The organism is Paenibacillus sp. T2-29, assembly GCF_052921365.1.
The window spans coordinates 304,835-328,680 of record NZ_JBREVE010000005.1; the positions used below are offsets into that span (position 1 = coordinate 304,835).

Below are 23,846 nucleotides of genomic sequence, written 5' to 3' on the forward strand. Positions count from 1 at the left end.
ATAGATCCAAGAGACAGAGGGACGATAGATCATCAAGAATGACTAACCAAACTAACATGATGGTTCAACTGAACACAAAAAGAGATGACCCTGATAAATTCAAGGATCATCTCTTTTTATATAAAATAATTGAACACAAAAAATAGCTATGATATAATCGATAGCGTTATTGACAAATCATATAAACAACCAAAAAATATTATCCCTATTATTATAGTACATCTAGAACTTTGATTTGTCAATGTTTTTTTACCCCCCCAGTAAATAGAAAGGAAGATGGAATGTGCAATCAGGCTGCGTACATAATCAAGCGGTTTTGAGAAGAAGTACGCGGCGACTTACTTCGGCGGTGACTAGGCATGATCATGATTGTTCGCTTTTTTCTCTATATTAATGGTTAGGAGAGATGTTGAATGAATTCACTGGTTCTCGATTTTCAAGAAATGGATAACACTCAGCTTTTGCTGGTTGGTGGAAAAGGACTGCACTTAGGGGCATTAACCAAAATGGAAGGAATACAAGTGCCAGAAGGGTTTTGTGTTACAACATTGGGATATAAAAAAGCCATCGAACAAAATGAAATAGTTCAGGCTTTTCTGGATCAGCTAGCTACGCTTAAAGTAAAAGATCGAGAACAAATTGATGATATCAGCAAGAAGATTCGACAGGCCATTATGGAAGTAGCCATTCCTTCTGATGTTGTGAAAGCAGTTGTTCACTATCTCTCCCAGTTTGGTGATGAATATGCTTATGCCGTGCGTTCTAGTGCGACTGCTGAGGATTTGCCGCATGCTTCTTTTGCTGGTCAACAAGATACCTATTTAAATATTATCGGCAAAGAATCCATCTTGGAGCATATCCGCAAATGTTGGGCTTCTTTATTTACGGAACGCGCGGTAATTTACCGAATGCAGAATGGATTTAATCACAGTCAAGTTTATTTATCTGTCATCGTTCAAAGGATGGTGTTCCCACAGGCTTCAGGGATTTTATTTACCGCTGATCCCATCAATGGCAACCGAAAGCTGCTCTCTATCGATGCAAGTTTCGGACTTGGAGAAGCGCTGGTCTCCGGCTTGGTATCTGCAGATTGTTATCAAGTACAGAATGGGGTAATCGTCAGCAAGAGGATAGAAACCAAAAAAATGGCTATTTATGGACGAAAAAAAGGCGGAACAGAGACCAAGCAGCTCAATCCTGATCAGCAAAAGACGCAAACCCTTACGGATCAACAAATTTTACAACTGGCACGCATTGGAAGACAGATCGAAGAACATTTCGGCTGCCCCCAAGACATCGAATGGTGTTTGGCTGATGATACATTTTATATTGTCCAGAGCCGGCCGATCACCACTTTATATCCCATACCTAAAGCAAATGACCAGGAGAATCACGTGTATGTATCTGTCGGCCATCAGCAAATGATGACTGATCCTATTAAACCACTGGGAATATCTGTTTGGATGTTAACAGGTGCCACACCCATGTTTAAAACTGGTGGTGGAAGGCTGTTTGTGGATATCACAATGGGTCTGGCTTCACCGGATGGCAGACAAAATTTATTGGATGTTTTAGGACACTCCGATCCGCTCATAAAAGACGCGCTTATTACCATCATAGAGCGGGGAGATTTCATAAAATTGGACCCATCTGACAAAAGCGAACCGGGACCCGTTAAAAGCCATAAGGGTATGTCGTCTGCGGATATTCTGGCAGAAGCAGGGAACGACCCGGCAATTGTTGCCGATTTGATTAAGAGTAGTGAGACATCGTTATCAGCTTTAAAACATAACATCCAAACGAAATCAGGATTGGATGTATTAGATTGTATCCTGGAAGATATGCAGCATCGGAGGCAGCGTGCGTCAGATCTGAAAAACTTGAGTGTGATTATGTCCGCCATCCATGCTTCAGCATGGATCAATGAAAAAATGGATGAATGGTTAGGTGAAAAAAACGTAGGAGACACACTTTCCCTATCTGTACCTAACAACGTCACTTCTGAAATGGGTATGGAGCTACTGGATGTTGCAGATGTGATTCGTCCCTACCCGAAAATAATTGAGTATTTACAACAGGTAAAGGATGATAACTTTTTAGAAGAACTGGTTCAATTCGAAGGTGGACAGCAGGTGCGTGATGTTATTACTGCTTATCTCGACAAATATGGAATGCGATGTGCCGGGGAGATCGATATTACAAGAACACGCTGGAGTGAAAAACCAAATATATTGGTACCTATGATCCTCAGTAACATCAAAAACCTTGAGCCTGGCGCCAGTAAACGAAAATTTGAGCAAGGGCGACAGGAGGCAATGAAAAAAGAACAGGATTTATTAGCCCGATTGAAACAATTACCGGATGGTGAACAAAAAGCCGAAGAGACAAAACAAATGATCGACCAGATCCGGAATTTCATCGGTTATCGTGAATATCCGAAATACGACATTGTTAGTCGCTACTTCATTTATAAACAGGCTTTACTAAAGGAAGCGGAACGACTCGTACAAGCCAACGTTCTTCATGAAAAAGAAGATATTTACTATCTCGCTTTTGAAGAATTGCAGGAAACCATACGCACAAATAAACTGGATTACCAGGTCATCGACAAACGCAAAGATGAGTATAGATTATATGAAAAACTAACTCCGCCACGTGTTATCACGTCTGATGGCGAAATCATTACGGGTCAGTACAAACGAGAAAATATCCCCGCTAAAGCTATTGTAGGCCTCGCTGTTTCTTCGGGTGTTGTAGAGGGGCGGGCACGTGTGCTCCTGAATATAGAAGGGGCTGATCTGGAAGATGGCGATATACTAGTCACCGCCTTTACTGATCCCAGCTGGACTCCATTGTTTTTATCCATAAAAGGGTTGGTTACGGAGGTGGGCGGACTGATGACCCACGGAGCCGTTATCGCACGTGAATATGGCTTGCCAGCCGTTGTCGGAGTGGAGAATGCGACCAAACTGATAAAAGATGGGCAACGAATTCGCGTGCATGGAACAGAAGGGTATATCGAATTTTTGTAATGGATAAATAAGGGGAAACGATAGCGACTGGAAGGAGCTCACCCAACAATTGGGCCGACGCATGAGGAACTTTATCGTTATGGCTCCCTTTATGAAGTATATTCATGCTGGCAATGGACAACGCTTAGGTTAAATATTATCTTATGCGGGAGGTCATCGCTTCTTGAAATTTGAACTAGGACGTTGCTTACTGAGTGAACGATTGATGGAATCCGGAAAGTCAGCAGAATGGCTGGCAAAAGACTTGCTTTTTAAACCGGAACGAGTTTACGACTTTATTGAAAACAAGAGAGTGATGCCACTCAAAATTGCCATATCAATCGCCGATTCCATCGGTTGTGATGTTCGTACATTGTATGAATTAATTCCGAATGATAATGAAGTAAAGGGAATTAATGGAATAAGTGGCAAGTTCCATTAAGACAACAAATGTGATCCATTAAACTATAACGGCAAACGCTAAATTAATAAAAAAAAGGAGCTGATCAACGTGATCGGCTCCTTTTTTAACGGGCAGAATTTCCTTAGAAAGTGAGTGAATAAATTCCATTATTATAATCAGAACCTTTTTTTCATTATCGAGAACACGAATTACGCACACCTTCTTATATTTTTTTGCAAATCAATTTTCGAATGATTCAGACCTAGTCATATAAGATAGTTGACAGTTTGTCATGCGGTATATGTGACAGGCCCAAGTACGATGTCATCAAAGCTTGGCGGTTTTATCACTGTTCAATTTAACAATATCGGAGGTAAGGTGAGGGGGTAAAGCAGAACAACATTCTAAAATAATGGAGCGATTGCGTTATGAAATTATTCACCATTCGAAAAGGAGTGAAATATGGCAGATTTTCAATACCATTCCGACCTATTTGCCACTCTGATACTTACCTCATCAAAGTTTAAGTGTTTCTTATTGGCTTACTATTTTTGGTCGCACTTATATATGAAAACTTGAGCGAGCAGCGATGTGCATCAAATTGTGTGACGGACCCCCAACCCGAAACAAAAATTAACTTTTTTTTAAGAATCTCTTTACGTTTAATTAAGATTTGTTTTTCATACTTAATCATGTACAGTAGGCAACCGGATGTATCCGGCCCTGCCAGTACTTCAGCCCGTATGCTCTCTTGGTTAAATCCTCTATCATTAAGTTAACAGAGATAAGGAATTCACATAGAAATATTATTTCAGTTTGACAATTTCAATGGAATTTGTCGATTAAAATAAGAATGAGGGATGGTTGGATCAATGTTGCTTCGTTTACGCAAATCTTCAATGCAGGCAGTCTGGATGGTGTGGGAAAGAGGGTTCGATTGGATATCACGCTTTCGCGGATCGCATACATCGCACTTTGGAATTTGCAAAGTCATGATTAAGAAACACCGAGGGGAGAGCATCGTCTGTGCGGACTCCACCATCATCGATAAAGGCGATCTGGTCGGGGAACTCCATCTCAATAATGAAACGATTCTGATGCTGACCAAATCCGAAGACTCAGACCGCGCGGCGCTCATGACGGCCCGGCTTACACGGAAATCCATGCAGCAGATCAGCGAGGCATTCGCAAGTCAGCCGGAGTTCAGAGAGGTGAAGGCGTTAGTCGCCATTACGCTGCTTCATCGTGGTTTGATACATGGTCTTGGTTTCGAACAACAACCGATGAAATCCGATCTGTTCCAATGCATTACAACGGCTTATCTACGATTGTTGTTATCCGTCATGCACCCTGAAGGCAATAAGCGGATTGGCCGCAAGACTGAACAATTGATACCGATGATGCTGATTCACTCCCGCAGCTCGCTGAGGAACCGATTTATGACGATGAAGAGACAGTCCGTTTCAAAGGAGTTATGTCTACCCAAATCAAGATCCAATTAATTAAAAACAAAAGAAACTAGGAGCGTGGTGGGTAAGTTCCTGGAGGGCGGTATGGAGTTGAAACACAGCGACTGGAAACCCATACCACCCAGAGGTAACCTATTTTTCATCATGCTCTGTAACAAAGGCGGGAAGGCATTCATGGATGAAATTATGGAATTTTTACAGAACTTCGGAGCGACGGGACTTTTTATTCACGCTATGCTCGATGCGATTATCTTCCCTATCCCGGCGTTCTTCCTGCAGCTTTCTTTAAGCGCGATGCAACCGGAGTCGGCTTTATGGCTCGCTACGGTTGGCTTTGCCGGAAGCCTGCTTGGAACACCGATCGGTTATGGGATTGGCAAGCTGTCGGGAAAGCATGTTTTAGGCAGTGTAATGAAGAAAAAATGGCTGGATTCGGCAAGCGACTTATTTGCCCGCCGTGGCGAGGCCGCAATCCTGATCGGATCGTTCACTCCGATTCCGTTTAAAATATTTACGATTTTATCCGGATGCATGAATTATACGTTATGGAAGCTGCTCAGCTATGCGGCCATTGGCCGGGCGGTGAAGTTTTATGTAGTCGGTTTTCTCTTCTATATATATGGCCGCGCGGCAGAGAATATGGTGAACCAAGTTCTCACGATTATGCTGGTGGGCGTTGGTATAGCGATTGCGGCAATATGGTTCTTAATACGGAAGCTGTCTGAGCGGAGGAAGATAAGGGATGAACATCAACCGATCGAAAAAACAGGGAACGGAGGCGGAAAGCAGAATGCAGTGGATAAGGCAAATTGATCAAACGATGTTCTTCTGGTGCAACCATCGGCTGAGTAGTCGGGCCCTGGATCGATTGTTCGGATGGATTACTCATTTGGGCGGAGCTTTATTTACCATCATTTGCGCAGTGTCCTTGGCATGGTTCGCCGAGGGGGAGTTCAGCAGAATCGGGCTGCAAAGCTTGATCGCACTGGCCGTTAGCCATATCGTTGCTGTTCTGATCAAGAGAAAGGTGCGCAGAGACCGGCCTTTCCGCAAGCTGGAGCAGGTAAAGGTAGGCAAATTCCCGTTGAAGGATTATTCCTTCCCATCCGGCCATACAACCGCTATTTTCGCCCTGGTTACACCTTTTATGTTGGCCTCATCGCCGGCAATTATGCTTGTCTTGATTGGTCTGGCCTTGTTGGTGGCCATATCCCGGGTTTATTGGGGCTATCACTATCCAATCGATTGTGTGGCTGGTGGGATGGTCGGATTCCTAACGGCGGTGCTGGTTATTTTGTTCATACATAGTTAAATTTCACGAAGGAGGCGATTGTTGATGAATAACATAAAACGGGAAAAGCTGCTGATTTTGTCCGGCGCGCTCGGGGATGGACATATGCAGGCGGCCAAGGCGATTTTGGAGGCATCGGTGTTGTACAAACAGAGAGTAGAGGTGGTCGACTTTATGCAATGGATCCATCCCCGCATGCATGTGGTTGAACGGTATTGCTTCCTGCAATGGGTGAAGCATTTTCCCTCCTCATACGGATATATGTATCAGAAGACCCGGACGGACAGTACACTTACTTTCTTCCTGAAGCATTTTCTCACAACCAGCCTACATCGGCTGCTCAAACTTCTGAATGAGGAACAGCCGACGTTGATTGTCAGTACGTTCCCGCTGGCATCAGCCGCCATTTCCTTGCTTAAGGAAAAAGGGATGACGGATCTGCCTGCGGCAACAGTCATTACTGACCATTCCGATCACAGTTATTGGATACATCCGTTTACGGATCTGTATCTGGTCGGCTCCGAAGGTGTGCGTGCAGCTCTGCAGAGAAAAGGCGTTGCTGACCACAAAATTGCTGTAACGGGCATCCCTGTTCGCCCTTCCTACAGTCAGACCGACAATAAAGACCGGCTGCGCGAGAAGCTGGCCTTGCCTCTTGACGCCTTTGTCGTGCTGGTGATGGGGGGCGGTTGCGGGATTATCGATAAATCCTTCATCGAGCAAATGCAATCTGACTCTTTTCCCCCTAACGTGCAATTTGTGATCGTATGCGGACGCAATGTGAAGCTGCTGAACCGTCTGCATGAAGCGTTGGGAGACAGGGATAACGTCATGCTGACAGGCTTCCTGGAGGGAATCCATGAATGGATGGCGTCCGCAGACGTATTGATTACCAAGCCGGGCGGACTGACGACCTCCGAAGCGCTGGCGCTTCAGCTTCCCATGCTGCTGCTGGAGCCACGAATGGGGCAGGAAAAGGATAATGCTAGTTATTTGATTCAAGCGGGAGTAGCGTATCTATGTCAGAATGACAATTTGGAGGATCAGCTTCAGCGGCTGGTTCAACAGCCTTCCCTATTGGAAGAAATGAGGGAGAATGCAGGGCTGTGCAGACAGCAGGATTCCGCCAGACATGCGGTCATGCAAATTCTGAGCATGCAGAGCGATACCCAGGAAGAAAAATGGGTTTGCTCCTTGCAGCAATATGCTTAAGCTTAATTTTCACTAAGGGGGATAAAGACGTTGCTTGTTAAATATTTGTTGATTGGGCTCATAGGCTTCATCAGTCTGTATATGCTAATTCCCAGTTTTCTGCCAAGAATAGTCAGATTGGGAGCCTTTCGTAAGGGAACGACCAAGAACCAGGTAGCGTTCACATTCGACGATGGGCCGCATCCGAGGTATACACCGGAATTATTGGATTTATTGCAGGATTATCAAGTGAAGGCCACATTCTTCGTGCTTGGCTCGCAGGCGGAGCTGCACCCGGATCTAATCAGAAGAATGGATCGTGAAGGTCATCAGATTGGAATCCACAATTACGCTCACACCTCCAATTGGCTGATGCTTCCCTGGACGGTGCGGCGTGATCATATGAAACGGACCGCAGATATTATTGAATCTATAATTGGAAAAAGGCCGGATCACTATCGTCCGCCATGGGGGCTCATGAACGCTTTCGATTTCTTTCATCCCAAATCGTACCGCATCGTACTCTGGTCCTTGAAGGCGGGGGATTGGCGCAGCAGGAGCTGCCGCAAGAAGCTGAAGGCAACGCTGCTGAACGGAATTACGGACGGATCTGTTATTTTACTGCATGACAGCGGAGATACGCCGGGAGCGGACCGTCACGCACCATATTTTATGCTTCAGGCTCTGGAGGAAGTACTACATCAATTACAGGGACGCAACTTGCAATTCGTTCGTCTGGATGAAATGGCTTGACAAGTGAAATGAGGTGACAATAGTGGGACAGGAACCACAAATTTTAATTTTAACGGCCGATTACGGAGAAGGTCATCATCAGGTGTCCAAGGTGTTGCAGCAAAGCTTAATTCGCAATGGTTATAGCGAGGTGGCGATTGTCGACTTGTTCCGGGAAGCATATCCTGTGCTGAACAAAATAATCCGCTTTCTATACCGGCAAAGCCCGCATGCAGCCAGCCTAGGCATCCCCTATTACGGATGGATCTACCATCTGACCAACCGGCTTCCCATGAAGGGAAAGATTGCGGCCTGGATGAACAGTCTTGGTGGCGACAGGCTCAAGAAAATCATCTTCCAGTACCAGCCGGAAGTCATCATTTATACATTCCCATTCGGCAGCTTGCCAAGCAGCGAGGCATTATCTGCGATCCGTCCCCGGACTGCTGTTGTCATAACAGACTTTGACGTTCACCGAAGATGGCTGTTCGCCAAGCCGGATCACTATTTTGTCCCTGCCAGCGACGTCAAAGAGGCCATGGTCAGGCAGGGCGTCCCCGAGAGTCGTATTACCGTGACCGGAATTCCGGTCAGGGAGTCATTTTATGATGCGGCAATGATCGGTTCCAGCTCCGTTAAAGAGGCAGATGAGCATGTGATTCTGCTTATGGCCAACGTCTGCGGCACATTACAATCGCTATCGAGGCTCATCGGGAAGCTGCTACTCTTGTCAGGCGTCCGCATTCAAGTGATTTGCGGCCGGCAGAAAAGATGGAGACGGAGACTTGCGGAGAGCTGGGCGGATGATGCAAGAGTGGATGTATTCGGCTTCACCTATCAATTGCATGTTTTGATGAGCAGGGCCTGCTGCGTCATCACGAAAGCGGGAGGCGTTACACTATCCGAGGCGATTCAGGCCGGGGTTCCGATTTTCATCCTAAATCCGTTTCTGGGGCAGGAGAAGGAAAATGCCTTGTATTTGCAGCGCAAAGGAGCGGCAGCCGTGGCCTTTACGATTCATGATCTGGTGTTGCAGATACGAGCGATGATCTCCTCTGAGCCGATCAAGCAGTCAATGATGAACGGGCTGCTCGCAGCAAGGCAGAAAACGTCTGCGGACCATATTGTTCGGCATTTGTTTCCTGAGGCAAGCCCCTTAAGAAGGGGTGAAATATGATGAGCGGGAGGAGCGCGTTCAAGTTTTCTACTCTGATGCTGTTCACGGTGCTTTTTTGCACAGAGTTTGTCCGAAGCGCTTTCTTGTTCTCGTTCCTGCCGAACTTTGCCGTCAACGAATCGGGGCAAACCGTTGCTTTGGTCGGTCTTGCCGTCTCGCTTCATTATACAGCCGATACGCTGATTAAATGTGTGGCTGGATATTTGCTGGACAGGTTTTCGCTGCGCTGGCTGCTGCCCGCCACTTTCGTCCTGATGCTGTCCGGACTAGCCGCTGTGTTCTTTAGTCCATATGCCTGGGGGCTCGTTGCCGGTTCCGTGATGCTTGGGATGGGGGCGTCGCCTATATGGCTCATTTGTCTGGAGAAAATCCGGCTGACGGAGCGGGCAGCCCAGATTGGGGCGATATACACCGTGTGGCTGGCCTGCATCGGTCTGGGGCCGATCACAATCAATCTCACCTTCGATTATGGCTTCGTACCTGCCTTCCGGCTGATGGCTGCGCTGCTCGCCGTCGGCTGCATTGCATCGTTCGGGATTAACAGAACAACCCCCTTGCACCTCCAGAACGTCAGCTTTGCCGAACAAGCGACAAGACTGCGAAGAAGACTCGTTCAGCTGAAATGGCTACTGCCAGGCATGGTTCTGCAGATGACCGCCGCGGGACTGCTGCTGCCGATACTGCCCGGTTTTGCCGCTGACCATCTCGGTCTGAGCCAGCCGCAATATTCGATAATGCTCATATTCGGCGGGGCCGGTGCGATGCTGTTTCTGGTCCCGATGGGGAAGCTGGCCGATCGATGGGGGCACAAGCAAATGCTGTTCGCCGGTTTCGTATCGCTTACGGTCATATTGGCTCTGTTAATCGTATCCATGCCGCCGCCTGCATTAACGATGCTGTTTGCCTTTATGCTGGGATTGTCTTACTCAGCCGTGCTTCCGGCCTGGAATGCGGTGCTGTCGTACCTTGTTCCGGAGGATCAGAAGGGGACCGGGTGGGGAGTACTCTCAGGGATTGAAGGGCTCGGTATTATGATTGGTCCGGTCATCGGGGGATGGATAGCCAGCCAGTATACGAATGAAACTGCCATTAGCATCAGCGCTGCTTTACTGGCTGTTCTTGCACTTTTTTATTTAATTTTGCCGCAAAACAAGCTTGTTTCGGCTCGCGGGACATTGCAGCACAAGAGGGAGAATGCTCATGGACTTGATCGGGTTAGTTGAACAATTGTTTCACGAATATGGATACCTGGTCTTGCTCATCGGCTTGCAGCTAACTTCATCGCGCTCCCCATTCCGCCGAGCAACAACACCTTGACCTATATCGGTTTCTTAGCCTCTAAAGATGTGCTTCATGGGCTGCTGGCTTTTCTCAAGCAGGACTCCTACGATTGCAATCAAAAAAGAAAGTACACTGAAACAGGGGAGAGTTGAATCGTAAAAAAGAAAATAATAAGTGAAAACAAAAGTGTTACGAATGCTATCAAAAAATTGTATGGCCGGGTTGGGGAATTTCGGCACCTCCGGGGATAATCAAAAAGTACAACATTAATGATATTCAGAAAATTAGGTTGATGACAAGAAGCAATGAATTTGGAGAATGCTGCTAAATGAATTGTTCAAATTTCCAGTGAAGTCTTCTTGTTTAACTGTCGTGATAGTTTATCCTTGCTAACTAAATTGTATGAGCTCTATCAAATAACATAGTTAGAACAACAACTCATTCTGGGCATGTTTCTTTGCCTATGGGTAAAGGTTGTTGTCCTAACACCTTTTGTACTAGAGATCCTTATCTTAGCAAGCACGTCATATAACAGTTGACAGTTTGTCATGCGGTGTATGTGACAGGTCCAAGTACGATGTCATCAAAAGCTTGGCGGTTTTATCACTGTTCGATTTAACAATATTGGAGGTAAGGTGAGGGGGAAAGCAGAACAACATTCTAAAATAATAGGAGCGATTGCGTTATGAAAACATTCACCATTCGAAAAGGAGTAGCACTTCTGACGGGCAATCATTCTGGGGACATACCGGCGGTACTTTCGGATTTGAATCAAGAGCCTTCGGATCTTTAGGCGGGCAGCATATTTTGGTAACGTGCATCAACTCGGTAGCTCCGGAAGTGGAGCCGGCTCACAATAAAATAATCGATAAGGAGTTTGGCCGTTAAGTTTAAAGCCGACATCGCGCCCTTTATTTGAGGGCGAATGTCGGTTTCTGCTATAATTAACCGTCGTTTTATGCAATCGAGGCACGTATGTCCGCATTCAGAAGAGAACGATTTCAAAATAGATAAGATGTACTAGGGACATATATAATAACTGAAATATTACATTTGTAATACATGTGGAAATGAGAAGAGAGGAGGACATCGGGTATAACCTGCTGGCAGGGGTTCAAACAGACGATATATTTTTAGGGAAAGAAGGCTAAAATCTTGAAAAAATACGTATTAAATACAAATAGAATAGCTTTATTTGCGATGACACTCTTTCTTGTGCTGCTCGTTGGCTGTACAAAACAGGGGGCTTCAACTCCGCCGACTGAAAAGGAGCCACCAAACTCAAACGCAGCGAATGTGGTTTTTAAACAGCTTGAAGTCAAGTTTGACGCGCGGCTGGGCGTATATGTTATTGATACGGGAACAGGGAAAGAGGTTGCCTATCGGGCCGATGAACGTTTTGCCTATGCATCCACTTACAAGGCACTGGCAGCAGGCGCGGTCCTGCAGCAGAAGTCTAACGATGAACTGGGCAAAGTCATTAAGTTTGCCAAGGATGATCTGGTCACGTATTCACCGATTACGGAACAGCATGTAGATACCGGGATGAATCTCAAGGAAATCAGTGATGCGGCGATTCGTTATAGCGACAATACGGCAGGAAATTTGCTGCTAAAGGCGCTCGGCGGGCCCGAAGGGTTCGAAAAAGCAATGAGAGACAACGGTGACACTGTGGTTATGGCCAACCGTTATGAGACAGAGTTGAACGAAGCGATTCCTGGGGACCACCGTGATACGAGTACACCCAACGCCCTTGCCAACAGCTTAAAATTGCTGACGATTGACGATTCCATGCCTAATGACAAACAAGAACTGCTTATCGGCTGGTTAAAGGAAAATACTACCGGTGACGAACTAATTCGGGCGGCTGTGCCAGAGGGCTGGGTAGTTGGTGACAAGACAGGCGCAGGAAGCTATGGCACACGCAACGATGTTGCCATCGTATGGCCTCCGGACAGGGAGCCGATCATTATTGCTGTAATGTCCAGCCGTGATACCAAAGATGCAGAGTATAACAATGCCCTAATCGCTGGGGCAGCCAAGGCGGCATTTAAGGCTCTGGAGTAAGCGTAGCAGAGCTGTTGGGTAAGTCGATAGGGCTATTTAAACCAAGCACAAAAGGTCGAGACAAGGGGAAACATGCTCCTGTTCTCGACCTGTTTGCCAAACAGGGAATCGCAAGAATTCCTCTGGATTAGAGTATTCTTTTGATTGGTTTGAAGTTGGGGTTATGCATGCAGCAGCGGAGAGAATGAAGCAATTCCGATAAATCGAAGCGTTCGCATTTGATCCTGAATTTCATCCGCTAAAAATATAATTGAGAAATTTGGGGTCAACAGCGATTGGAGGTTCCTACGATGAAAGAATTGCTGCAAATATGAGAAGCCGAATTCGAAGTAATGAAAATTATCTGGAGTCATACGCCGATCAACACCAACGAAGTCATTGAAAAACTTACCCAGACGAGCAAATGGAGTCCAAAGACGATTCAAACCCTGGGCTGGTAAAGAAAAATACGCTGACCTATAAGAAAGAGAGCAGAGTTTTTGTATATACGCCCTTGATCAAAGAAGATGAATATATCAAGTATGAAAGCAAATCCTTTCTCGATCGTTTTTACAATGGGGCACTGAATTCCATGGTGCTGAATTTTTTGGAGCATGAGCATGTATCCAAAGAAGATATTCATGAACTACGCACACGGAATTGCCTCCTCACGGAAATGAACTTGTGACTTAGTCTGGTCATCTGCACCTTTTCGATAAACATAGACAGATTTGTTCATAAGATCAATATCATCTACATCAAGATTCACAGTTTCAGAAACGCGTATTCCTGAATTAAGGATTAAACTTCTATACAAGCATCACGTACTCGATTAAATTTATATGATAAAAGGGCTCTATTTCTGCCGGCAATGTCTTTTTCGTATCCTTTAATTTATATATTCCACAAATTCAGTAATCTCATTATCTCGAAGCAATTTCCCAGCTAGGATGCTAGCTGCTGTATACTTAGATTTCTTCTTTTTGCGAATATCAACTTTCGCCATCACATTTCCAATTAGTAAAGGATTGAAGTTTTCGTCCTCAGCTTTTTGATTCAAGTAATTAAATAAAGTTCGAAGCGATGATAGCTTTCTTGATACTGTCGTTCTTGAGTTTCCTGCTTTGGTGAGAAGATGAAATCTATATCCGAGAATTGAATTCAATGAAAGCTTCTCAAGAGTTTCTAACGGAATTTGACTAATAGGGCCAGCAGGAGTAAGTCCTTCAGCCAGAAGATAGTTAAAGAAGGTTTCATAATCATATATGTATTCGAGTAGTGAAGAAGGAGAAAGATCAGGAAGCTGGCTTATCATCTTTCTGACCGGATTACACTTGATTTAGCTACATGGGCTAGGAAAAAAAGTCAAAAAAAAGCGTTTCAAAGATTATTGAAACGTTTCCAACTTCGTGTTATTATAATTTTCATAAGAGAGAGGGGGGGCTAAATGCCAAGTATTAAAGATGTCGCTAACCTGGCTGGCGTAGCTGTGGGAACTGTTTCCCGTGTTATTAACAACTCGGGCTCTGTAAAACCAGATACACGCCATAAGGTGGAAAAAGCTATACAAGAATTGAATTATATCCCTAATGAAGTCGCTCGAAATTTTAAGATGAGGAAATCCAAGATGGTAGCCTTGCTACTTCCAAGTATCTGGAATCCTTTTTTTTCTGAACTGGCTTATTACATTGAGGATGAGTTGGATAGGGAAGGCTTTAAGCTCATGCTATGTAATAGCGGTGGCAAGCCCGAAAAGGAACTGTATTATCTGGATATGCTACGGCAAAATAAAGTGGCTGGAATTGTCGGCATTACCTACAATGATATTGAGAATAGCATAAGCAATGACATTCCGATTGTAAGTATTGACAGACACTTTAGCAAAAAAATTACCTGTGTGACCTCGGATAATTATAAGGGAGGGAGTATGGCTTTAAGGGAACTTATTAAAGCGGGAGCCCAGAGGCCGGCTTTTATAGGAAGTGTAACTTCCGTATTTAGTGAAACCATGAATCGAAGAAAAGGTTTCATTGATGAGGCGAAAAAATTAGGTGTCGACTATGTTGTATACGAGAAACCAGACCCTATTGTGAACGACGATGCCTATTTTAGCGAATTTCTACATAAGTATCAGGATGTGGACGGCATTTTCGCTATTACCGATATGTTAGCCGCCAAATATATAGAAAGAGTAGGCAGGCAGGGTATTCGCGTTCCAGAGGATGTAAAGGTCATCGGTTACGACGGGATTCAGAATCATCCTTATTTTCATCCGATATTGTCCACAATCAGGCAGCCAGTGGAGGAAATGGCACGTATGACAATCAGACTGCTGTATCAAAAGATGGATGGTATAACTTTAGATCAGCAAGTGTATCGTCTCCCCGTTATCTTCAGGCAAGGCGAAACTACATGATCTTAAATGTAAAGATATTAGCTCATTTCAGTTGGATCTCTGTTTGAATCTATAAACTCGTCATTTTTTTATAATAAATTGGAAACGTTTCATTTGGAGATGAAACTACTTTGTTAAAAGATCAAAGGAATAAGTTTGGATCAACAAATGCATCGTCTTCCCGTTTTTTTAGACAAGATTGTTTTTGATTTTAGAAAAACTCGAATTCAATCGGTGGTTCATGTATGGCTCTGCCGATTGACGTTTTTTTATATCAAATTGGAAACGTTTCAAAAATGAAAATATCCTATGTCAAGAAAGGGAATGTAATGGTGAATACAAAAATTAGCGAATTAGATCACTCCACGATTAAGCCAAATCGCAAAATATGGAACCAGATCAAACGCGATTATGAACTGTATTTGTTTTTGCTGCCAATCATTATTATTTATCTCGTATTTAAGTACTATCCGATGTATGGAATACAAATTGCTTTTAAGGATTTTTCACCAAGTCGGGGAATCTGGGGAAGCGAGTGGGTAGGCTTTAAGCACTTTATTGATTTTTTCGATTCCTATAACTTCTGGACGATCATGACTAATACGCTTACACTCAGTGTTCTATCGCTTGTATTTAGCTTCCCAGCTCCGATTATTATAGCAATTATGCTCAATCAGATGCTGGCCAAGAGATACAAGAAAATTGTACAAACTGTAATTTATGCACCACACTTTATTTCTACCGTAGTGCTCGTCGGTATGCTTAATGTTTTTCTGTCTCCAAACAGCGGAATTGTGAATCACATCATCACTTGGTTTGAAGGGGACCCCATTATGTTTTTGGCCGACGAAGGGTGGTTCCGTCCTTTGTATATATTATCAGGGGTTTGGCAAGAGACAGGTTTTGCTACCATCATTTACCTTGCAGCTCTGGCAGGGGTCAATCCGGAATTGCATGAAGCGGCGATCATGGATGGAGCAAGCAAATGGAAGCGCGTAATGCATGTGGATATTCCAAGCATTTTGCCGACGATCGTCATCTTATTGATTCTCGCACTCGGCAACATTATGGGCATCGGTTTTGAAAAGGCTTTCCTTATGCAGAACGATTTGAATTATGCCACCTCCAATATTATTCCGACCTACGTTTATGAAATTGGGATCCAAAAAGCACAATACAGCTTTTCTACAGCAATTGGCCTGTTTAATTCAGTTGTAAATATTATCCTGATAGTCACCGTCAACCGGATCGCAAAAAAATTGACGGAAACCAGCCTGTGGTAAGGGGGAGATCATTATGAATCAATTATTAAAGAGAAAAAGTAAAGGAGACTTATGGTTTGACATCATCAACTACGTCATGCTGACCATAGTTATGTTGCTTGTATTATTCCCGCTGTATTTTGTATTGATTGCTTCACTCAGTGACCCCAATCTCATCTACTCAGGTGAAGTATCGTTCTTTCCAAAGGGTTTTACGCTGGATGGATACGGGCGAATATTCAGCGATTCATCTATATGGATTGGATATGCCAATTCGATTTTATATGCGAGTCTAGGAACCTTAATCGGAGTTGCCGTGACCGTATGTGCAGCTTACCCGTTAGCCCGTAAAGGACTGGCTGGAAAGCCGGTGATAATGTGGTTTTTACTGATCTCCATGTTTTTTAGTGGGGGGTTGATCCCAACCTATTTGCTGATCAAAGATCTTCATATGCTGAATACGATCTGGGCACTTGTTATTCCTGGAGCGGGAGGTGTGTTTAATGTCATTATCGTAAGGACTTTTTTTCAGTCGACCATCCCGGATGAAATGTGGGAGGCCGCTTCCATTGATGGTTGTACCAATACCAGATTTTTTTGGAGCATTGTATTGCCTTTGTCTAAGTCCGTTATAGCCGTAATGGTACTGTATCATGTTGTCGGGTTCTGGAATGGTTTCTTTGACGCTTTGATTTACTTAAACGATGAAAGCAAGTATCCATTACAACTGGTCCTTCGCAACATTCTTGTCCAGAATCAGGCCAACTCGAGCATGATGATCGATGTGGAATCCTACGCAGCAAAGATGCGCGTTACAGAGCTTATCAAATATGGTGTCATCATGGTATCCAGCCTACCGTTGCTGATTTTGTATCCTTTCCTCCAAAAATACTTTGTAAAAGGCGTGATGATCGGCTCGATCAAAGGCTAACATTGCCAGGGTGCCTGAAAGGGGGAATGTGCAACAGAATACCTAAATTCAGCATTCAGACAAGTAAATAACAAGGACAAGGGAAGTTCTCAGCTTGTGGACTGACATAAGGAGGTTATGTACGATGAAATTATTCAAAAGGGCTGGAATTCTAATGCTGGCTGGAGTGTTTGCTCTTAGCGGATGTTCGGGTGGCGGTGGCGAGTCAAAAAATCAGACGGTGAATCCGGATCAGGATGCAAATTTTAATAAAACCGGTCTTCCGATTGTTAAAGAAGCGGTGACATTAAAGATGGTATCCCCAAAAGCTGCTTTAGCGCCAGATTACTCGAAAATGGAAATATTTAAGCGGCTGGAAAACCAAACAAACGTAAAAATTGATTGGGAAAACATTCCGGACACTGACTTTGCAGAAAAGAAAAATTTGTTGTTGGCCAGCGGAGATTTGCCAGATGCCTTTTACGGAGCCGGATTCACAGATTACGAGCTAATCAATTACGGTAAAGACGGAACCATTATTCCGCTGGAGAATTTAATTGATCAATATGCGCCTAATTTGAAAGCGCTTCTTGATCGTCGGCCTGACATTAAACTAGCCATCACAGCACCAGACGGTCACATCTATGGGCTGCCGTCGTGGGAAGAGAATAAGCTCGATACCAACCCCTTCTTTCACGTCATCAATAAAAATTGGCTCGATAAACTGGGTTTAAAAGTACCTCAAACGCTGGACGAATACACGCAGGCTTTGATTGCCTTTAAAACGAAGGACCCGAACGGCAATGGCAAGGCTGATGAAATCCCATTAAGCTTTATGCACATGCAGTGGTGTAGTGACATTGCTGGCATATTCGGTGCTTTCGGTATTCCGGATAATTTGGAACATCGGATCGTCCGCGAAGGTAAAGTAATCTTTACCGCTTCGCAACCTCAATATAAGGAAGCATTAAAATATATCCATGATAACTGGTATAAGCAGGGGTTGATTGACCCTGAATCGTTCACCCAGGATGCCGCTCAGTATTTAGCAAAAGGCAAAACACCAGATGAAACGCTCGGCTCCTACGTTTGGTGGGAAGTTGAAGAAGTTGTCGGACCGGAGCGTAGTAAGGATTATGCTCTGCTGCCCCCGCTTAAAGGCCCAAATGGAGATCAAATGATTGGTCGCAACAACGGCGGCGGTCCGGGACGAGGTAGCTTCGTGATTACAAAAGAGAACCGTTATCCGGCAATGACGATGCGTTGGATCGATCAACAGTATGACCCTTACATGGCGGCTCAAATTCACTGGGGTCCGTTGGATGTCGTATTCAAGAAGGACGAAAAAGGAAAATTGGTGAACCTGCCGCTTCCCCAAGGAGTCTCCGCAGGTGAATTCCGTCAAAAAGTGGCTCCTGGCACAGGAAATCCGGGCGTCATTACTTTCGATGACTTCGGAAAAGTTGTTGATATGGAACCCCGAGCTCAGAAGCGTGCTGAGTATTTGGAGAAATATTACACTCCATATATGAAAAAGGAAAACTATCCGAGCATCTTCTTTGAACCGGACGAACTAGATAAAATCAATCGGATCGAGCCAGAACTTATTAAATATGTAAATACCCAAAGAGGCAAGTTCATCGTCGATGGCGAGGTAGATGAAAAGTGGGACAGCTATATGAAGACACTCGAGAAGATGGGGCTAAACGAATTAATGGAGATCTATCAAAAAGGGTTGGACCGATATAATGCAAATTTAAAAAATAAATAATCAAACGATAGGTGGGGAGAAAACTGTGCTTGATGTAATAACCATTGGGGAAGTATTGATAGACTTTACGCCATCAGATCGTACAGCGGGAGGCAACGAGCAGTTTGAATGCAATCCTGGAGGGGCTCCGGCTAACGTAGCAGCTGCTCTATCCCGTTTAGGAGCTAGAGCGACATTGATTAGCAAAGTAGGGGATGATCAATTCGGTTCCTTGCTGCACGATACCTTGATGAACGGCGGCATCGACGTGTCTGCGTTTACGTTTACAAATGAAGCTAATACAACGCTGGCATTTGTTCATCTGGATGACAACGGAGACCGATCGTTCAGCTTCTACCGGAAACCAGGAGCGGATACATACTTGCGCACGCAGGATGTCCCGTTCGATAGGATTGAAAACTGCCATGCACTGCACTTTGGTTCTTTGTCGATGACCCATGAGCCGGCCCGTACGGCAACAAGAGCGGCAGTTGTGAAGGCTAAAGAGGCAGGAGTCCTGCTTTCATTCGATCCAAATATCCGGTTTGCTTTATGGGAGAGTAAAGAGGAAGTGAAACAGAATATCCTTTGGGGCATGAAGTATGCCGACATCCTGAAAATATCAGAAGATGAGCTCCACTTTATAGCGGGTACAACTGATGTGGAAAAAGGCTCGCTAGAGTTGCAACAGCAATTCGGCATCGCCGGGATCTTCGTAACTTTAGCGGAAAAAGGCTGCTATTACCGATTAGCTGGTCATGACGGATATGTGCCGGGTTTTCAAGTAGAGGTCACTGATACGACAGGAGCCGGCGACGCTTTTCTGGGCTGCTTGTTATATAAGATACTGAAAGCCGGTATTTCTTTGAATCAGCTGACCAAACAGCAAATCATCGGTATGCTAACTTTTGCTAATGCCGGCGGTGCATTAGTAACCACACGGAAAGGGGCTCTTCAATCTATGCCGACGACAGATGAAATTACCCAGATAATCGAGACAAATAAACAGCACGATGATGATAGATTTAGGCCGGGTTTTCATTTTTCACCTCACTCCCATTGGTTGAATGATCCCAACGGATTAGTCTATTACGAAGGAGTCTATCATCTGTTTTATCAGCACCATCCTTATAGTAACCAATGGGGACCAATGCACTGGGGTCATGCTGTAAGCCAAGACCTGGTTCATTGGGAGCATATGCCTATCGCTCTGTTCCCGGATGAGCATGGCGCTATTTTCTCTGGTTGCTGTGTGGTTGACTGGAATAATAGCAGCGGACTGTTCGATGGTTCCCATGGATTGATCGCACTCTTCACTCATGCAGACAGCTGTCCGGAGACCGGACAACCTCGCCAGCGGCAAAGCCTGGCTTATAGCAGCGATAAAGGCCGGACTTGGCACAAATATGAGGGGAACCCAATACTCGACGAGCATGATCTGGTCGACTTCCGGGACCCCAAGGTGTTCTGGCATTCGCCAAGTGAATCATGGATTATGGCTCTTGTCGCGGGAGACCACGTTCGGTTTTATCGTTCCGACAATTTGCGTGAATGGTCGTTGTCAGGCGAATTCGGAAAGAGTGAAGGCTCGCATGACGGAGTTTGGGAATGCCCTGATCTCTTTGAATTGCCGGTTGATGACAGCGGACATTCCAAATGGGTACTTATCATAAGCATCGGAGATAATCCCAACTGTCCGGAAGGCTCACGCACGCAATACTTTATCGGAGAGTTCGACGGAAATACGTTCATCAATGACCATCCGGCCGATCATATCCTGTGGCTGGATTATGGCCGGGACAATTATGCGGGGGTCACCTGGTCGGATATAGCTGAGCAGGACGGACGGCGTGTGATCATCGGATGGATGAGCAACTGGAAATATGCTAACCAAACGCCTACCGGGGCCTGGAGAGGCACAATGACTCTGCCTCGCGTCTTGTCATTGACCAGCCGAGACGAGGACGTAGTTCTGACCCAAATGCCTGTTCGGGAAATAGAGCAACTGCGGAAAGGAACGCTCTGCTGGAATGAGGTTAAGGTTACGCCAGAGGTGCCGTTTACGCAAAAAACGAATGATGTTCTGCTTGAAATTGAAGCGGATATCGACATTCGTTCCGAAGACGAGGTTCATATTAAAATGAAGTCCTCTGGGCAAAGTGAGACTATTATCGGTTATGACCCTGTGCGCCAATGGCTATTCATCGACCGCTCGAAATCGGGCCTGACTGATTTCCATCCATCGTTTGCGTGCAAGCACGGTGCTAGAATGGTTTCGGAGAATGGGAAGATCAAGCTGCATATCTGGCTGGATCGCAACGCGGTTGAAGTGTACGCGAATGAGGGCTTGGTTGCACTGACGGATCAAATATTCCCTGATGCTCCGATGGATCGTATTGAGATAAGTGCGAAATCAGGGGAAGTTGTAGTGAACTCGTTTTATATGCATGCTCTTAACTCCATTCATATTCCCAATGGTCCAACGCAGCAGACATCAAGGAGGATTGAAGTATGAGTCATGCAACCGATAATCGGGGATTGATCATGTATTGGGCTTTCAATGAAGGAACCGGTACAAGCGCTCTGGAGAGCGTATCCCAAGTCCAGGATAATATCCAGTACGTATTTAACCAAGCGGAGTTTACTCAACCTTGCCCTCCACGATGGAGACAGGGGGTAAGTGGAAATGGGCTTCTGTTCGATGGTTATTCGACTTACATTGCGCATTCGTTCGATGAGGGAAATCAGAACACCGAGCCAGAGAATCGATCAGCGTTAAGCATAGGAGTATGGGTAGCCCCACACTCCTATGAATGGGGGGATGATGGCAAATTGTCCGCCATCGTGAACCGCTACAACCTGGATCGCAAGCAGGGTTATCTGCTCGGCATGTTCCGTCACGGTTCCTGGTCCTTCCAAGTCGGGCTGGAAGGAGGAGACTGGAAGGAACTTTGGTCGCCGGACGGCCATGAACTGCCCAAGAATGAATGGTCATACGTGAATGCTGTGTTCGATGGGAACCAAGGGGAAATCAAGCTGTATTTAAACGGCAGTGAAATCGCTTCAGCTGCCGTGCCTCGTGGTTCCCGTCTGGCTGAGGCGGCGGACACGGATCTTCTGATTGGAAAGAATAACCATAGCAGCCTGCTGGCGGAAGTGTTCAGCCTGCACATGTTTAGCGGTATCATTGATGAACTCAAGATTTATAATCGGGCGCTGAGCGCGGAAGAAGTGGCCGCTTCTTATCGTCATGTGCTGGACACCTTTCATGAAGGTATCCAGCCACAATTAAACTATGACGAGATCAAGCTAGACCGGACGCCACTGCTACTTGATCGGCACAGACCGCAATATCATGTTAGCCCACCGGCCCATTGGATGAACGAACCCCATGCACCGATCTATTTTGACGGGCAATATCATTTGTTCTATCAGCATAATCCGCAGGGACCGTTCTTTCATCAGATCCATTGGGGGCATTGGGTAAGTCAGGATTTGGTGCATTGGCGTGATCTACCCGTGGCTCTGGCGCCCGAAAAGGATCAGCTCGCACCGGACGGGATCTGGTCGGGAAGCGCAACCTATGATGCTGACGGACTTCCTGTCTTGTTCTTTACGGCAGGTAATGACAGCGCTTCTCCGAATCAGAGCGTAGCGCTTGCCCGAAGCACTTATACCCTTGACGGAAACCCGGATCTGGTTCAGTGGGTCAAACATCCAGAGCCGTTGATCGTGCAGAAGAAGGGAATGGGCGCATTTGGGGATTTCCGAGATCCATTCGTATGGAAGGACGACGACGGCTGGTATGCTCTGGTCGGGTCCGGAATTGAAGGTGGAGCAGCACTAGCATTTGCGTCACAGGATATGCTGAACTGGACGTATAAAGGACCGTTTTTTAAAGCGGATATTCAGAAGTTTCCTTACCTTGGACCCATCTGGGAGCTCCCTGTGCTTCTTCCCCTTGGCAGGGACAAGCAGGGGGTGAACAAACATCTACTGCTTGTCAGCCCTGTGGGGAAGGGAGCGGATGTTGAGGTGTTCTATTGGATCGGACAACTTGACAAGCAAAATCTTTCGTTCATCCCCGATCAAGAAGAGCCTCAATTGATTGATGTCGGGGATTTCCATTTTACCGGACCGAGCGGAATGGTTGATCCGAAGACCGGTAGAAATATCGTCTTTACGATAGCCCAAGGCGACCGGACGTCCGAGATAGAATATAAGTCGGGTTGGGCTCATAACGGAGGCTTGCCGTTAAGCGTGTATTTGAGGGATGACGGACGTCTGGGAATAGAGCCGATTCAGGAGCTTCAATCGCTGCGTGGCCCCAAGCGGCTATCACTTCGGGACCAGTCATTGGCTGAAACTAATGTACAGCTTAGGAATGTTCATGGTGACATGCTTGAGATTCAATTGGAATTAGAGCCCGGCAGCGCCAAAAAATTCGGAATCAAGGTCCGTTGTACACCAGACGGAGAGGAAGAAACTCTGCTGTATTATGATTGGAATCAAGCGATGTTCTTGGTCGACCGGTCGAAAACGACGCTGCACCCGGGAGAAAAGTGCGGAGGGGTCCAAGGTGGGAAGTTGGAGCTACTTGGGGAAAATCTGAAGCTCCACATTTATTTGGATCGCTCCATGGTCGAAGTCTATGCAAACGGATTGAAAAGCCTGACAACCCGGGTATATCCGAGCCGTATGGATGCTTTGGGACTCGAGATTTGGGGAGATGGAGAACCGTTTGTTAAATCCTTGGATATATGGGATATGCAGTCCATTTGGTAAGACGATTGCTTAGGCGCTCCATACGAATGGGGTCATGCACAAATAATCAAGAAACTTTGCATTCCTCCGTTTGGAAACGTTTCATTCATATTCTCCCTTCTTCATGACTATTCATCTTTGTACAAGGAGAGCATTTCGAAATG

General features: G+C 45.6%; 18 protein-coding genes and 2 pseudogenes. 18 read left to right on the plus strand and 2 right to left on the minus strand.

Annotation, left to right across the window (positions count from 1 at the left end; genetic code table 11):
- Positions 1–413: 413 nt before the first annotated feature.
- The 12 genes and pseudogenes from ppsA (at position 414) to ACU1JV_RS16730 (ending at position 13,289) form a co-directional block, all read left to right on the plus strand.
- On the plus strand, positions 414–3,032 hold the full coding sequence (gene ppsA / locus ACU1JV_RS16675) for a phosphoenolpyruvate synthase (protein ID WP_413986179.1): 2,619 nt from the start codon (positions 414–416) through the stop codon (positions 3,030–3,032).
- Positions 3,033–3,195: 163 nt separating this feature from the next.
- A complete protein-coding gene (locus tag ACU1JV_RS16680) occupies positions 3,196–3,453 on the plus strand; it encodes an XRE family transcriptional regulator (protein WP_413986178.1) in 258 nt (85 codons plus the stop codon).
- Positions 3,454–4,286: 833 nt separating this feature from the next.
- Positions 4,287–4,916, plus strand: coding sequence for a YkoP family protein (locus ACU1JV_RS16685; RefSeq protein ID WP_058712612.1), 630 nt, complete (start codon positions 4,287–4,289; stop codon positions 4,914–4,916).
- 141 nt (positions 4,917–5,057) lie between these two features.
- Positions 5,058–5,696, plus strand: a complete 639-nt coding sequence (locus ACU1JV_RS16690) for a YqaA family protein (protein WP_413986177.1) — start codon at positions 5,058–5,060, stop codon at positions 5,694–5,696.
- A complete protein-coding gene (locus tag ACU1JV_RS16695) occupies positions 5,674–6,195 on the plus strand; it encodes a phosphatase PAP2 family protein (protein WP_413986176.1) in 522 nt (173 codons plus the stop codon). Before ACU1JV_RS16690 ends, ACU1JV_RS16695 begins: the two co-directional genes overlap by 23 nt.
- Before the next feature lie 24 nt (positions 6,196–6,219).
- Positions 6,220–7,386 carry an MGDG synthase family glycosyltransferase gene (locus ACU1JV_RS16700; protein ID WP_058830808.1) on the plus strand — a complete coding sequence of 389 codons (1,167 nt, stop codon included), beginning with the start codon at positions 6,220–6,222 and terminating at the stop codon, positions 7,384–7,386.
- A 30-nt stretch (positions 7,387–7,416) separates the two neighbouring features.
- The gene (locus ACU1JV_RS16705) at positions 7,417–8,118 is read left to right on the plus strand and encodes a polysaccharide deacetylase family protein (RefSeq protein ID WP_058830807.1); all 702 of its coding nucleotides are present in this window, start codon (positions 7,417–7,419) and stop codon (positions 8,116–8,118) included.
- A gap of 22 nt (positions 8,119–8,140) precedes the next feature.
- Positions 8,141–9,274 (plus strand): MGDG synthase family glycosyltransferase, encoded by a 1,134-nt coding sequence (locus tag ACU1JV_RS16710; protein ID WP_058830806.1) that lies wholly within the window; start codon positions 8,141–8,143, stop codon positions 9,272–9,274.
- A 35-nt stretch (positions 9,275–9,309) separates the two neighbouring features.
- A complete protein-coding gene (locus ACU1JV_RS16715) occupies positions 9,310–10,497 on the plus strand; it encodes an MFS transporter (protein WP_253806585.1) in 1,188 nt (395 codons plus the stop codon).
- Positions 10,498–11,272: 775 nt separating this feature from the next.
- A pseudogene (locus ACU1JV_RS16720) lies at positions 11,273–11,443 on the plus strand (serine hydrolase domain-containing protein); the annotation flags it as partial.
- A gap of 312 nt (positions 11,444–11,755) precedes the next feature.
- Entirely contained in the window at positions 11,756–12,622 is an 867-nt protein-coding gene (gene bla, locus ACU1JV_RS16725) for a class A beta-lactamase (protein ID WP_058830893.1), read from the plus strand.
- 332 nt (positions 12,623–12,954) lie between these two features.
- Positions 12,955–13,289, plus strand: a pseudogene (locus tag ACU1JV_RS16730) (BlaI/MecI/CopY family transcriptional regulator).
- Here ACU1JV_RS16730 and ACU1JV_RS16735 read toward each other — a convergent pair.
- A complete protein-coding gene (locus ACU1JV_RS16735) occupies positions 13,248–13,418 on the minus strand; it encodes a tyrosine-type recombinase/integrase (RefSeq protein WP_225683767.1) in 171 nt (56 codons plus the stop codon). The pseudogene ACU1JV_RS16730 and the gene ACU1JV_RS16735 sit on opposite strands and share 42 nt — an antisense overlap.
- Positions 13,419–13,490: 72 nt before the next feature.
- Entirely contained in the window at positions 13,491–13,916 is a 426-nt protein-coding gene (locus ACU1JV_RS16740) for a hypothetical protein (RefSeq protein ID WP_058830804.1), read from the minus strand.
- Between the two features lie 132 nt (positions 13,917–14,048).
- On the opposite strand from ACU1JV_RS16740, the gene ACU1JV_RS16745 reads away from it, so the two are divergent.
- The 6 genes from ACU1JV_RS16745 (at position 14,049) to ACU1JV_RS16770 (ending at position 23,703) form a co-directional block, all read left to right on the plus strand.
- A complete protein-coding gene (locus ACU1JV_RS16745; protein ID WP_013371291.1) occupies positions 14,049–15,017 on the plus strand; it encodes a LacI family DNA-binding transcriptional regulator in 969 nt (322 codons plus the stop codon).
- Between the two features lie 224 nt (positions 15,018–15,241).
- The gene (locus tag ACU1JV_RS16750; RefSeq protein ID WP_155617193.1) at positions 15,242–16,279 is read left to right on the plus strand and encodes an ABC transporter permease; all 1,038 of its coding nucleotides are present in this window, start codon (positions 15,242–15,244) and stop codon (positions 16,277–16,279) included.
- A 13-nt stretch (positions 16,280–16,292) separates the two neighbouring features.
- The gene (locus ACU1JV_RS16755; protein ID WP_058830803.1) at positions 16,293–17,189 is read left to right on the plus strand and encodes a carbohydrate ABC transporter permease; all 897 of its coding nucleotides are present in this window, start codon (positions 16,293–16,295) and stop codon (positions 17,187–17,189) included.
- A 124-nt stretch (positions 17,190–17,313) separates the two neighbouring features.
- The gene (locus ACU1JV_RS16760; RefSeq protein WP_058830802.1) at positions 17,314–18,939 is read left to right on the plus strand and encodes an ABC transporter substrate-binding protein; all 1,626 of its coding nucleotides are present in this window, start codon (positions 17,314–17,316) and stop codon (positions 18,937–18,939) included.
- A 25-nt stretch (positions 18,940–18,964) separates the two neighbouring features.
- Positions 18,965–21,433, plus strand: a complete 2,469-nt coding sequence (locus ACU1JV_RS16765) for a PfkB family carbohydrate kinase (RefSeq protein WP_413986175.1) — start codon at positions 18,965–18,967, stop codon at positions 21,431–21,433.
- Positions 21,430–23,703 carry a GH32 C-terminal domain-containing protein gene (locus ACU1JV_RS16770; protein ID WP_413986174.1) on the plus strand — a complete coding sequence of 758 codons (2,274 nt, stop codon included), beginning with the start codon at positions 21,430–21,432 and terminating at the stop codon, positions 23,701–23,703. The genes ACU1JV_RS16765 and ACU1JV_RS16770 overlap by 4 nt, the downstream gene beginning before the upstream one ends.
- Positions 23,704–23,846: the final 143 nt, after the last annotated feature.